We start from the raw sequence: 13,076 nt of genomic DNA, 5'->3' as shown, positions 1-13,076 counted from the left end.
GTGCGCAGCGTGATGTGCGGCGGCTCCACGCTCCGGCGCGAGCTGGGACTGTTCTTCACCGGCGCCGGCCTCCAGCTGTACGAGGGCTACGGGTTCCCGCGGCCTCAGCCGCAGAGGGCGGCCTCGACGGCGTCGGACATCCGCTGCCCGACGTCGGCGGACACGGTGGCGGTCACCGCGACGTCGGCGGCCCGGCCGTCCTCGGTGACGCCGCCACGGGTGGCGCAGCCCGGGAGGGAACCGCCCGGGCGCCCTGGAGGCGGCCCGGACGGCGCTCGACCGTGCACACCGCCCAGGGCATCACGCGCGGCCCGGGACGGTCGTCGGCGCGGAGGAGGAGAGGCCGCCGGGCGCCTGGTTCTGGCGGTGCACCACCGGCCCAGAGGGAACCCCGACGAGGCCTCCGGCCGGGGCCCGCCCGTGGTCGACGCCCAGCGGGTGCCGTCCGGTGTCAGCAGCTGATGTACTGCATGCTGAGGCCGGTGAAGCGGGCGCCCGAGGGGGCGCGGAGGGTGATGGCGCGGGACTTGCCCTTGCCGCCGGCCCAGTCGCTGTCGGCGTAGCCGCCGTTGGAGAGCCTGCCGCGCACGTAGGGACAGCGGCCGTCCGCCTTGGTGTCGTGCACCGTGCCGACGACCTTGGTGTCGTAGTTGCACCACTTCCCGTTCGCGTAGCCCTCACCGGAGTCGATGCTCCAGTTGTTGGTGCAGGAGTCGGCGGGCGGCGCGGCCTGGGCGCCGGCGGCCGGGAGGAAGAGGGCGGCGAGGGTCAGAGCGGCGACGGCGGCTCCGGGGACGGCGAGACGGCGCTTGGACATGGCGGTACCTCCATACGGGTGCGCAGTGGACATCCGGGCCGGTGCGGCGTGCGGCGTGCGGCGTGCGACACGCGCGGCTCGTCGGGCCGCCCGCCCCGGCGGTCCGACGAGCGTGACCCGGCCGAACGAGCTTCGTCAACGGCGGAGTGGGGCAGGGGCGTTGACATCCCTCACCGGGGGCACCGGGGCGGCACAGCCGCCCCAGGGACACGCCCAGCACCGCGGAGGCGAGGCCCGGCGGTCGCCCGCGCGCGCGAGCCCCGGCCCGGAGTTCGACAGCGGGGGTCCCGGGCCGGCCGTTGGTCGGAGCACCCGAACACATGCCGGTCGGGGCTCAGGGCCGCTCCTCCTTCCGCCCCCGGTGGGCGGCGACGCGGACGCGGGTGGCGCAGCGCGGACTGCGGAAGCGCTGGGGGGTGCGGCGACCGGTGTCGATGGAGAAGCGCTCGCAGCCCGGCGCCGCGTACTGTCCACTGTCCACGGAGGAGGGGGCGCTCCCCTCGGCGTAGTGCGAGGGCCCGTCTCCCGGGGCTGCCCTCGTACGGTGGTGGGCCTCAGAACCGGGCGTGCCGGATCTTCAGCCGGCCGAGGCCCGAGGTCCCGGTGATCCGGATCGTCGGGGTGCCCGCGGAGGCGCGGCGGGGCGGGGTGTAGCGCACGTCCTTCCAGCCGCCCTGGAAGCCGTCGATGTCGACGACGGCCCCGTGCGGGACGGTGATCCTGGCACTGCCCGTACCGAGCCCCAACTCGATCTCGATCACCGGGTGTTCGATGACCGCCTTCGACAGGTCCAGGCGCACCCGGCCGAAGGCGGACATCACCTTGAAGCTGCGCGGAACCCGCCACGCGCCCCGGCGCACCAGCCGCCCGCCGACGGCGGCGATGGTGGGGACGGTGTCCGGGGCGGGTTCGGGGAGCGAGGCCAGGGACGGTGCGAGGTCGGCGCGCGTCTTCGCGGTGAGCACCCCGTGGAGGCGGTCGTCCATCTCCTCGGAGGAGAGGAGCCCTTCGGTGAACGCCTCCTGCAGGCGTGCCACGGCCTCGTCGCGTTCGGCGTCGGTGATCGGTGACTCTTGCGGCGCGGCGGTCATTGCCTCACTCTAACGGCGCTCCGGGGACGGGTCACGGCGCGGCAGGAACTGCCCTCCGGCGGAAGACGTTTCGGCAATCGGCAATCGGCAGTCGGCAGTCGGCAGTCGGCAATCGGCAATCGGCGGCCGGCAGTCGGCGGAGAGCCGTCAGCGGCCGGTGGTGACGACCATGCGGAAGCGGGCCCGGCCGCTCGCCATCCTGGCCACCGCGGCGGCGGTCTCCTCCAGCGGCACCTCCTCGATCCACGCCCGCACGCCGGTGCGGGCCGCGAAGCGCAGGGTGTCCTCGGTGTCCACGGCAGTGCCCGAGGAGTGGCCGTAGACCCGACGGTCGTTGGTGATCAGTTGCAACGGGCTGATCGCCAGCGCGTCGACGGAGACGCCGATGACGACGAGCTCACCGCGCCGGCCGATCCCGTCGACGGTCGCGGACATGGCGTCGGCGTTGGTGACGGTCGACAGGACCACCTTGGCCCCGCCGAGCGCCCGCAGGGCCTGGGCGACGTCGACGGCGGTGCTGTCGACGTAGTGCTCGGCGCCGAGCTCGCGCGCCAGCGGCTCCTTCTCCGCGCCGCGGGCGATGGCCACGGTACGGAAACCCATCGCGCGGGCGAACTGGACCCCCAGATGGCCCAACCCGCCCAGCCCCAGGACGGCGACGGTGTCACCGGGCCCGGCGGCCGAACGGCGCAGGGCGTTGAAGACGGTGATCCCGGCGCAGGCCAGCGGGGCGGCCTCGGCGGCGGTCAGCTCGTCGGGGATCGCGGCCAGGGCCATGGCGGGGACGACGACGCTGTCGGCGTAGCCGCCCGGGTAGGCCGCGCCGGGCACCCGCAGCTCGGGGCAGTGGATGCCGTCACCCGACCGGCAGGCGTCGCAGCGCCCGCAGCTTCCGCCGTACCAGCCGACCGCGACCCGGTCGCCGGCCTTCCAGCCGTCCACCCCCTCGCCGAGGGCGTCGATGCGGCCGGCGATCTCGTGACCGGGGGTGACCGGGAAGGTCGTGCCCGGCAGGGCACCGCCGGCGATCAGCAGGTCCGAGTGGCAGACGCCGCACGCCTCCACGGCGATCCGCACCTCCCCCGGCCCCGGCTCGCGGGCCGGGACCTCCTCCAGCTCGGGCGCCGCGCCCGGGGCGGCGATCCGCACGGCGCGCTGCGGACCGCCGGAGGACGGGGACGGGGTGGCTGCCATGGCGGAACCCTTCTGTACGGACTACTGCCGGGTACGGACCTCTTCCGGCTGCGGCCTACTGCACGGGGCGGTGGCGGGACCGCGCCCGCCGCTCCCCCACCAGCTTGGTACGTCCGCCGCCGTTTGTCCTCGCACCGCCGGACCGAGGCTGCCGCGCCGCGGCAGCCTCGCGGCACCGGCCCGCCCCCGTTGGCGCCCGCATCCGCCGGCCGCTCCCCACATCCGCCGGTCGGTGCACGCCCGCGTCGGCCCGCGTCAGCCGGCGTCGGTCGCGCTGCTGACATGGAAGAGCGCGGCGCGCAGGTCGTGCACCGCCTGCTCCATGTCCACCAGGGCGTGCAGGGACAGCACGATGTCGTCGGGCACGCCCATCAGCCGGGCCGCCCGGAGGACCTGGGCCCGTTCCTCCGCCGCGTAGACACCGTCCGCACCGGACATCTTGATGGCGTGGTAGACGAGGTGCGGGGCGGCCTGCCAGGTCTCCACGTCGGTGCGGATGGCCGGGAGCAGGTCGTTGAGGTCGGCCGTGCGGAAGTCGAACTCCCGGTAGGCCTGGATGACGTCCTCCGGCGCGCCCATCCGCCGCTGGTGGTCGAGCAGCCAGTCGAGTTCCGGCGCGCTGACCTCGCCGTCGGCTCCGGCGATCACCATCAGGGCCTTGCCGTAGTTGAGGAAGGCCTCCCGGGTGGCGCCCGACAGGCCGTACAGCTCCTGGCACAGGTCGCTCATCGGCAGCAGTTCCGCTGGGTCCACGTCGTGTCCTCCCGATTCCGGCCGGTCCGGCCTCCGACGGCGTCCGGCTCACGGCACCCGATCCTCGGCGCTCCCGCGGTGCGCGGGCGGCCGAGTCCGGGCAGGTTCACTCCGTCAGGCGATGGGGCCCCGGCCGGAAGCCGGAACCACCCCGACCGGGCCGGCCCCGGGCGCTGCCGCACTGGTGGGCGGGCGCACCCCGGAGGGCGCCGGGGCCCAGCCTCCGGGGGCCGTCGGGGTCGGGCCCGTGCGCAGGTCGTAGCCGTTCGGCCGGACGGCTACGACCTGGTGGGGAGACGAGGTCGGCCCAGAGTCCGACGATCCGCCACCGGAACGCTGGGATGGTTTCAACCACCAGACCACGAACGGAAGTTGAGGACGACTTCCGGTGGAGATCACGGAGGTTGCCATGGTGAGGACGTCGACGAGCAGAGCCGTTCGGATGGCGGCGGTCGTGCTGGCGGGAGCGGGTCTGGTGGCCGGGGTGATCCCGGCCGCGAGCGCGCGGGACGCCGGCGGTGGGAGCGCCCGCGGTGGGAGCACCGGCGACGCGGCGGCGGCCACGGGGCGTCGGGTCGACCGGACGGCGCTGGACGCCGGACTGCGCGCCGTGGTGGCGCCGGGCGGTGCCACCGCCGCGATCGGCCGGGTCAGCGAGGACGGCCGCACCCTGTGGAAGGGCGCGGCCGGCACCGCCGACCTCACCACCGGCGAGCCCGCCGCGGCCCGCGACCGCTTCCGGATCGGCAGCGCCGTCAAGACCTTCGTGGCGACCGTCGTCCTCCAACTCGTCGCGGAACACCGGATCGGCCTGGACGACCCCGTCGAGCGGCACCTTCCCGGCGTCGTGCGCGGCGGCGCCGGCATCAGCGTCCGCCAACTGCTCAACCACACCAGCGGCATCTACAACTACACCTCGGACCCGGCCTTCGCCTACGCCGACGAGGCCTCGTTCCGGACCTGGCTCAGCACCGACCGCTGGAAGTCGTGGACGAAGGCGGAACTCGTCGCCGTCGCCGAGAGCCACCCCGAGTACTTCCCGCCGGGCCAGGACTGGCATTACTCCAACACCGGCTACATCCTGCTCGGCATGGTCGTCGAGAAGACCACCGGCCGCAGCTGGCAGCAGGAGGTCGACCGCCGGATCATCCGGCCCCTCGGCCTGAACGGGACCACCCTGCCGGAGAACGACCCCACCGTCCCCGGCCGTCACACCCGCGCCTACACCCCCCTGCCCGGCGGCCCGGCGGACATCACGCTGTTCGACCCGAGCGTCGCCGGTCCGTCCGGCACCGGCATCTCCACCACCGCCGACCTGGCCGCCTTCCTGTCCGCACTGCTCGGAGGGCGGCTGCTCGGGCCCGCCGAGCTCGCCGAGATGAAGCACACCACCGGCCTCGGCCGCGGCGCCGACTACGGCCTCGGCCTGGAGCGCACGCCCACCCCGTGCGGGGACTTCTGGGGCCACCGCGGCGACAGCATCGGCTACAGCAGCATCATGCTCAGCGACGACACCGGGCGCCGCCAGGTCGTCCTCTCCCGCAACCCGTACGACCCCGCCGGGATGCACGCCTCCGAAGCCGCCTTCACCGACCTGGTCACCGCCGCGGCCTGCGCCGGCCGACCCGCCTGACGCCGGCCCGGCCGCAACGCTCCCGGCGGCCGACGCCCGGGCGGCGATGTGTCCGGTCGGTCGTCCGTCGGCAGGCCCGCGCCCGCCGTGCTCGGGGTGAGCGCGGCGGGCGGGGGTCGGCCGCTCAGTGGCGGTGGTGGTTGTCGGGTTGGGCGGGGTCTCCGGGGTGCTCCAACCCCTCTACCAGGGTGAGGCGTTGGAAACGTTCATGGTCGAGCCAGCGGACGAAGGCCGCTCGGCGGGTGGCGTCCCGCAGGGCGGGGGTGGGGTCGTCGTCCGCAGGAGTCGTCGTGGTGGCGAGGAGGGCGGCTGTCCAGGGGCCGGCGGTGACCCACTCGCCCGGCGGCGCCGCGCGGAGGGCCTCGGCGAGGGCGACGGGGAGAGTGTCGGGGCCGGCCTCCAGCGCGCCGTCGGGGAGGGCGAGTCTCCAGCGTTCGGCCGCCGGGCGGGTGGTCATGGTGCGGTAGTGGGCGACGTCGGCGGGTGAGGGCTCGGTGTCGGCCGTCACCGACGCGTAGACGGCGCGGACGGCCGGGTTGCCCTCGTAGGCGGCCGCGGTGATCGAGCCGAGTTCGACGGCGGCCCGGTGGTCGAGCCGGGCGAGGCCGTCAGGGCCCGCGGGCAGGTCGCGTTCGGCGGCCACCGCCTCGCACAGGGCCTCGGTCAGCAGCACCTGGGCGACCCAGCGGGTGAGCTGGCGGTCCTCCGAACTCCCGGGCCGTGGAAGGGCGGTGGCGCGCGGGCCGGCGCGGAGGGCGGCGAGGCGGTGGTCGAGGGCCGTCCTGGGGACCGGGCGTCCGTCGAGCAGTCCGAGCGCGGTCATGCCTCCACCACCAGGGCCACGGTCGGGGCGTACTGGCAGCGGCCGAACCACATCACCTTGGCGAGGGCCCAGGACGAGCCGGGGTCGGCGGATTCGGGGACGGTGATGGGGAATTCGACCACCAGCGCACCACCGGCGGGGACGGTGAAGCCGCGCAGCGGGTCGGCGACGGCCTCCCACGCACCCCACGGGGAGACCAGCTGCAGCTCGCCGCGGATCTCGCCCCGGGTGCGGTTGGTCAGGGTGACGGCGAGGGCGGCCCGGCCGCCGGGGGCGATTCGCAGGGTCTCCTGCGCGACCTCGACGTCCAGGCCGGTGTCGCGGCCGGTGCCGGCCTTGGTGCCCTGGGCGATCGTCCAGTCCTCGGGGGCGTCACCGGGGACAGGAAGGAGGCCGGGCAGGTCGCCGACGGCGACGGTCACCACGTCCTCGATCCGCTGCCCGTCGTGCTCGATCCGGACGGCCGCGAAGTACAGCCCGGGCTCGGTTCCGGCCGGCGGAGTGAGGGTGACCGGGAAGCGCAGGTGCGCTCCGGCTTCGAGCCGGTACGGGCGGCTGCCGAGGCTGGTCGCCCAGCCCTCGGGCGGCAGCACCGCGGCGGTGCCCTCGACGGCGGTGTCCCGCAGCTGGGAGGAGAGGGCGACCGAGAGCTCCACCGGCTCGCCCGCCGTCCGCAGCAGTCCGGGCGAGGCGCCGACGGACACCGGCAGGTAGCCCAGTGGTGCGGGGCCCCGGTTGTGGAGCCAGTAGCGGGCGTGGACGGGCTGGGCGACCTCCGCCGTCGGGCCGAGTTCCGCCTCGCCCGGCGAAGCGGTGACGGCCGGGGTCGCGAGCAGGGTGGCGATCCGTGAACCGGCGAGGTCGAGGGCCGGCTCATCGGCGGGGAGCGGGCGTTCCAGCAGGTCGGCAGCCCGGAAGGAGTCGAGCCCGAGGGCGCCGCTGAGCCGCGCCGACCGTCCGAGGCCGGTCGCCTCGACCAGCCGGACGGTGAGTTCGGGGCCGACCGGAGCCGCCGAGCCCTGGGCGATCGGGTTGCCGGCCGGCTTGAGCGTCCCCAGCAGCACCTCGCGCTGCGGCTCGACCCGCAGCCAGGACAGCGCGGCCGGCAGCGGCCTCTCCTGCGCCGGGGTGATCCGGGCGTACAGCGGGTGGTTGAACTCCTGCCCCTGGGCGGGCAGTGCCTGGTCCCGCCAGTCGCCGTCACCGGCCACCAGGGCGTAGTCGAACTCATGGGTCCAGTGCTGGAGTTGGAAGGACGCCCCGTCGGGCAGGGTGCGCCGGGGCGGGTCGATCCAGACGCCCGAGGGCCAGCCGGTGCAGGAGCGCATCAGGGACAGGTGCAGCGCGCCGGTGGCGTCGACCGCGAAGCCGGGCAGGCCGAAGCTCAGCAACGCCACGGTGTGGTCGGCGAGTTGCTCCGACGGGGGGACGGCCGACGAGGGGACGGCCGACGGGCAGACGGCGGTGACACGCGCGTCGGCCAGGTCGTCGACCAGCGCCGCCACGTCGGTGACGACGAGGGCGGGCAGGGCCCGCAGGTCGCGCAGGTCGGCGTCCGGGCGCCAGACCTCGGCGAGCGGGGTCAGGGCGGGCACCCACACCGCGCCCCGCTCCTTCAGGACGGCCGCGTGCTCCGCCCCTGCCGAGGCGAGCAACTCCCGTGCGGCCTCGTTGACTTCCGGCCCTCCGACCACGACCCGGAAGTCCGGCAGGTTGGAGTCCACGTCCAGCCAGCCGTACCGCGCCCAGTCCGCCCCCGAGGTGGTGGCGGTGACCCCGACCCGGGCGAGGGCGACGACCAGCGGACGGGCGTCGGCCGCGTCGTCCAGGGCGGGGACGACGACCTCGGCCACACCGAGGGCACGCGAGCCGAGGGCCGTACCCGTGGGGTCGGTGAGGTCGACGCGCGCGGTGGCGCCGAGCCCGAACCAGGTGTTGGCCGGGTTGTCGAGGGTCCACGGCGCCTCCGCCGCGTCCACGTCCGGCATCGCGAAGCCGCGTCCGACGACCGCGCCCGCGACCTCGCTGACCGGCAGCCCGCCGGGGACGTCCACCGGGAAGCGCAGCCGCAGCAGCCGGTCGGCGCCGGAGTAGTCCAGCACCCGGGTGCGGCAGTCCACCCGGTCCAGGCCGCGCCAGAGCGTGACGGTCTGCTCGTAGCGGACGGAGTCGACGGTGCCCTCGATCACCAGGCGCTCACCGAGCGGCCCGGTCTCCCGGCGGACCGCCGCCCCGCCGGTTCCGGAGCCGACCACCGGGCCGCTGGGCACCAGGTGCCACGGGCCCTCGCCGAAGTCGGGGTGCTGCGGGTACTCCTCGTACACCCGCAGCTCGTTGCCGATCCGGCCGTCCTGGATCAACTCCCTTCCGTTCAGCAGGTCGTGGACGGAGGTGAGGCCGCCGCCGCGGGCCGGGTCGGCGGTGACCCGGTACCGCTCGCCCTCGATCGTGAAACCGTCGGCGGCCGTCCACGGCCGCTCCGCGACGCCGTCCACCAGCCGCCAGGTGCGCCAGCCGAGCGCCGGCACGTCGGCGGCCAGGAAGCGCAGCGTTCCCCGGTCGACGGCGCTGGGCACCGGCTCGCCCCGGTCGTCCAGCACCCGCACCGACCGTTCGCCGTCGGGAAGTTCGACCGTGACGAGGCCGGTCCGGTCGAAGGAGAGCGTGTTGGTCACCACGAGGGCCCGGCCCGCGCCCGTCGTGGAGATCTGTGCGCAGAGCGCGTCCAGTGCCGCGTCCCGCACGCCGGAGGCGAGGTCGTAGGCCTCCCGCCAGCCGCCGAGGAGGTCCAGGTACACCTGGTCGGACTCGGAGCCGGTGATCGCGTCGTGGTGCGCGCCGTAGGCGAGTTGGCGCCAGACCTTGTCCAGCGCGGCGGTCGGGTAGCGGCCGAGGCCGTGCACGGAGGCGAGCGTGGCGAGCTTCTCTGCGTCCACGGCCGCGACCTCACCGGCGCGTTGGGCCTGCTTGGTGTCGATGTACGACACGTCCTTGCCGGTGTACACCGGGTTCATGTCGCGGGTCTGCGGGCTGGGCCGACGACCGGTGGCGGCGAGTTCGGCGCGGACGGCGTCGAGGAAGTCGCGCGGGGTGGCGCAGACGAACCGGGGCCAGAGGTACTTGGCGGCCCAGGAGCGGTGGATCTCGGTGACCCACTTGTTCGGCGGGGTGTAGTCCGTCCCCACCGGCAGCAGCAGGTTCTTCGTCGCGCCGACCGGCTTGAGCTTGCGGAAGAGCTCGTGGACGGCCTGTTCGGCGGTGGCGAGGTCGGCCGAGGAGTCCATCCACCAGCCGGCCGAGTAGTGGTGCGGCATGTAGTGGGTGAGGACGCCCTCGCCGCCGGGGGCGATCCACTCGAACTCGCTCGGGAACTGCATCACCCGGGCGTCGTCCTTGGCCTCGCGGAAGTTCTTCTGGATCGGGCCCCACTGGTGGAACGGGCCGCGCGCCCAGGCGCTGCCGGTGAGGCCGGCCGCGGCGAGGTGGCCGGGGAACTGCGGGTCGTGCCCGAACACGTCGAGCTGCCAGGCCGTCCTGGGGTCGCCGCCGAGGATGTCCCGCTGGTAGCCGATGCCGTGGACGATGTTGCGGATGGTGGTCTCGGCGCCGGTGAGGTTGGTGTTCGGCTCGTTGTAGGTGCCGCCGACGAGTTCGACCTGGCCGCGGTCCAGCAGCTGCCGCAGGGTCTCGCGGCGCTCCGGGTGCTGGTCGAAGTAGGGCTTCAGGTAGTCGACTTCGGCGAGCACGAACTTGTACACCGGGTCCCGCAGGGCGAGGTCCAGGTGCGCGTCGACGAGGGCGAAGCCGTTGCGCTCCCACAGCGGCCGGGTGGTGGCGTCGGCGGAGAGCAGCTCCCAGGGGGAGGTGTAGGCGGCCTGGGTGTTCCACCAGACCGGGTCGTAGTGGAAGTGGGAGACCATGAACATCGTCCAGCCGGGCTCGGCGACCTCCAGGAGGGCGTCGGCGGTCGCGCCCTCGGCGCTGACGGTGACGGGCAGTTCGTCCCCGGGAGAGGCCCCGTCGATCTCCAGCGGGACGTCGACCGGCCCCGTGCCGGTCGCCTCGCCGCGGACGCCCGGGCCGCGGACGGTGATCCGGGCGGCCGGGCCCTCCAGCCGCACCCGCAGCACTTGGCGCGGGGCGTCCTCGGGGCCGACGAACAGGTCGGTGCTCTCGACGGCGGTGATGGTGACCGGCACGGGGGTTCCTTTCCTCTGGCACGGCGAGTGGCGCGGCGGGGCTCGGGCCCGGTCCTCGGGCTGCGCGCGGCGGGCCCGGGGCCCGGGCCCCGGCTCGTCGGGTTACGCGCCCCAGGCCTCGAACTCGTAGACGCGGGCGGCCGGATCGGTGGTCTGGGCGGGCGTGTCGACCACCAGCCGGACGTAGCGGGCGGTGGCGTTCACCGGGTGGCTCGTCGTGCCGGCCGTGTTGCCGGTGACGTCGGCGACGGTGGTCCAGGGATCGCCCGTGCCCGACCGGACCTGGATGGTGAAGTCGCGGGTGTTGTAGGAGGCGCTCTCGCCGCCGGCCGCGGCGTGCTTGACCACGAACTTCGACAGCTGCTTCGCCGAACCGAGGTCCACTTCGAGCCACTTGGCGGAGCTCAGGGTGCACCACTTGTCGCTCGTCCCGCCGCCGACGCTGCCGTTGACGGCCTTGGCCGGGCCCTCGTCGGCGTTGCACTGGCCGGAGGCGGTGGCCGGGCGGTTCAGCGCCAGGTTGGTGGAGGTCGGCGGGGTGCCGGTCCAACTCACGGTCGTGGAGGCGGCGGTGGAGCGCCCGTAGGTGGTGGACACCGCCTCGACGTCCACCGTGGTGGCGTTCTCGCCGCCCGCCCGGTCGAGCCGCCCGACGAAGTACGCGTCGTTGGGGGTGGCGCCGAGGAAGGTGCGGCTGCCGTCCGCGTTGCGCCGGTAGACCTCGTAGTGGTGCACGTTGCCGCCGGGCGCCGCCGTCCAGGACAGCCGCAGCGACTGGCTGGAGCCGGGCGTCACGTCGCTCGCGCCGAGGACGGTGAGGCCGGGCGGTGCCGCCGGGGTCTCCACCGAGCCGTCGTAGAGGGCGATCTGGCCGACGCGCAGGTCGTACGCCGGGTCGCTGCCCTCGACCCGCAGGGCGATCTGGGCGACGGTGCGGCCCGCGTACGGGGAGAGGTCGAGGGTGTGCCGCTCCCAGCCGGTGCCGGAGTCGGGGCCGACGTCGATCGTGGTGAAGCTGCCCGGGGCGTCGGTGAAGGAGAGCGCGGCCTTGAGCCTGGTGGGCCCGGCGGCCGGGGTCTTGACCACCACGTCCAGCTTGGTGTTCGCGGCGACCGCGAGCTTCGTCTGGTACAGCCGCACCGTGTTGGCGGCGTCCAGCTTTCCGCTCAGCCGCAGCGAGGAGCCGCCCTGGTAGGCGTCGGTGAAGTCGACGGACGGGGTGAGCCTGCTGCCGGCCGACTCGACGACCCAACGGTAGGTGGGCGGGACGTCCTGGAGCGAGAGGTTGTTCCAGCCGCCGGTGGCGACCCGGGTGCCGGCCGCGTTGTAGAAGTCGCCCTGCCCGGTGTCGAAGGTGGTGACGAAGGGCTTGGCGGTGATCGGCGAGGACTCGGCGACGTAGCCGGCCAGGCCGGGCCAGCTCGCCGAGAGGTCGATCCGGGAGGGGTCGTTGTTCGCGCCGATCCAGTAGCGGGCGTCCTTGGCGTAGAAGTCGGCGCGGTCGGTGGCGGACTTCCAGGTCCACTCCGGGCGGTAGAGGCCGAGCGAGGTGGTGTGCGGCTTCCCGGTCGGGAAGAGGGAGTTCCAGTCCACGCCGGTGTTGTAGCCGTTGGCCTCGGTGTCGATGCCGGTGTAGAGCTCGTACTCGCTGCGGCCGAGCCGGCGGGCCAGCGTCCGGGAGGAGTCCAGGCCGTTCGCCGACCAGCCGAAGTTCAGGAACATCGAGTCCGAGGTGCGCTTCGAACCATCCTGCAGGAACGGCGAGTTGGCGGAGGTGAGGGCGTTCTGCCAGTTCACCGCGCCGGAGGTGGTCATCGCGTCGTACCACATGAACTCGGTGCCGCTCTGCGCCTTGGTGTACTGCATCAGGTTGCGCACCTCGCCGGCCAGGGCCGAGTCCCCGCCGCCGGTCTCCTGGTTGATGAACCAGCCGTCGAAACCGTAGTACTGCGCGGCCTGGACGAGCTTGTCCGCGACGGGGTAGCGGCTGCCGGACTTCTGGACGAAGTCGCGCACCCACTGGAGTTGGCCGCCGTACGCGCCGGGCGGGAAGAAGACCGTGCCGTACACCTTGACGCCGTTGCGGTGGGCGGCGTCGATCACGGTCGGGTTGGGGGCGAGGATCAGGCCCTCGCCGGCCGAGCCGCCCCAGAAGACCAGCTTGTCGACGTACTGCCAGTAGCCGAAGGCGTAGTAGTTCGGGTCGGCGGACCCCTGGGAGGGGTTGTCGGAGGTGGGGCCGAAGGAGACCAGCGAGGCGATCTTTCCTTCGCCGGTGCGGGCGTTGGGGTTGGCCCGCAGGGCCGGGTCGCTGGTGCGCGGCTGGAGCGGGACGCGGGAGCGGTTGAAGCGGGCGTCCGGGTCGGTGGCCGGGTCCCAGGTCAGGATGCTGTTGGGGTACCAGTACGAGGCGAAGGGCTGGGTGCCCGGGCCGGCGGTGGCCGCGGGTCCGGGGGCGGGTGCCCCGGCGGGTATCGGGTCGGCCCGGGCCGCGGGGGTGGCGGTCAGGGCGGCCGTCGCGAGGACGGCGCTGAGCAGCAGGGGGAGGCGTCGTGACATGCGGTGG

At 74.4% G+C, this 13,076-nt stretch carries 10 protein-coding genes; 1 reads left to right on the top strand and 9 read right to left on the bottom strand.

Annotated elements, in window-relative coordinates:
- Positions 1–104: 104 nt before the first annotated feature.
- The 6 genes from ACWD4P_RS26820 to ACWD4P_RS26795 all read right to left on the bottom strand — a co-directional run bounded on the left by ACWD4P_RS26820 (position 105) and on the right by ACWD4P_RS26795 (position 3,855).
- Positions 105–287, bottom strand: coding sequence for a hypothetical protein (locus ACWD4P_RS26820; protein WP_449781342.1), 183 nt, complete (start codon positions 285–287; stop codon positions 105–107).
- A 164-nt stretch (positions 288–451) separates the two neighbouring features.
- Positions 452–817: a hypothetical protein gene (locus tag ACWD4P_RS26815; RefSeq protein ID WP_449781341.1), complete on the bottom strand. Its 366-nt coding sequence runs from the start codon at positions 815–817 to the stop codon at positions 452–454.
- Positions 818–1,151: 334 nt separating this feature from the next.
- Entirely contained in the window at positions 1,152–1,298 is a 147-nt protein-coding gene (locus ACWD4P_RS26810) for a CGNR zinc finger domain-containing protein (protein WP_449781340.1), read from the bottom strand.
- A gap of 73 nt (positions 1,299–1,371) precedes the next feature.
- The gene (locus ACWD4P_RS26805) at positions 1,372–1,908 is read right to left on the bottom strand and encodes a DUF1707 SHOCT-like domain-containing protein (RefSeq protein WP_449781339.1); all 537 of its coding nucleotides are present in this window, start codon (positions 1,906–1,908) and stop codon (positions 1,372–1,374) included.
- A 147-nt stretch (positions 1,909–2,055) separates the two neighbouring features.
- A complete protein-coding gene (locus ACWD4P_RS26800) occupies positions 2,056–3,102 on the bottom strand; it encodes an alcohol dehydrogenase catalytic domain-containing protein (RefSeq protein ID WP_449781338.1) in 1,047 nt (348 codons plus the stop codon).
- A 255-nt stretch (positions 3,103–3,357) separates the two neighbouring features.
- Complete coding sequence (locus tag ACWD4P_RS26795) at positions 3,358–3,855, bottom strand: TerB family tellurite resistance protein (protein ID WP_359825195.1); 498 nt, start codon at positions 3,853–3,855, stop codon at positions 3,358–3,360.
- Positions 3,856–4,264: 409 nt separating this feature from the next.
- Between ACWD4P_RS26795 and ACWD4P_RS26790 the strand changes: the two genes are divergently transcribed.
- Entirely contained in the window at positions 4,265–5,488 is a 1,224-nt protein-coding gene (locus tag ACWD4P_RS26790) for a serine hydrolase domain-containing protein (RefSeq protein ID WP_449781337.1), read from the top strand.
- 124 nt (positions 5,489–5,612) lie between these two features.
- Here the strand turns inward: ACWD4P_RS26790 and ACWD4P_RS26785 are convergent, their stop codons facing one another.
- From ACWD4P_RS26785 to ACWD4P_RS26775, 3 genes are all read right to left on the bottom strand, one after another.
- Complete coding sequence (locus ACWD4P_RS26785) at positions 5,613–6,311, bottom strand: DUF7158 domain-containing protein (protein WP_449781336.1); 699 nt, start codon at positions 6,309–6,311, stop codon at positions 5,613–5,615.
- The gene (locus tag ACWD4P_RS26780) at positions 6,308–10,510 is read right to left on the bottom strand and encodes a glycoside hydrolase family 38 N-terminal domain-containing protein (protein WP_449781335.1); all 4,203 of its coding nucleotides are present in this window, start codon (positions 10,508–10,510) and stop codon (positions 6,308–6,310) included. Before ACWD4P_RS26780 ends, ACWD4P_RS26785 begins: the two co-directional genes overlap by 4 nt.
- Positions 10,511–10,612: 102 nt before the next feature.
- Positions 10,613–13,069 (bottom strand): endo-beta-N-acetylglucosaminidase, encoded by a 2,457-nt coding sequence (locus tag ACWD4P_RS26775; RefSeq protein ID WP_449781334.1) that lies wholly within the window; start codon positions 13,067–13,069, stop codon positions 10,613–10,615.
- Between the last annotated feature and the right edge of the window lie 7 nt (positions 13,070–13,076).

The organism is Kitasatospora sp. NPDC002543 (genome assembly GCF_053594915.1).
The sequence above is the reverse complement of the archived record's forward strand: the minus strand, read 5'-3'. Positions and strand labels throughout refer to the sequence as shown.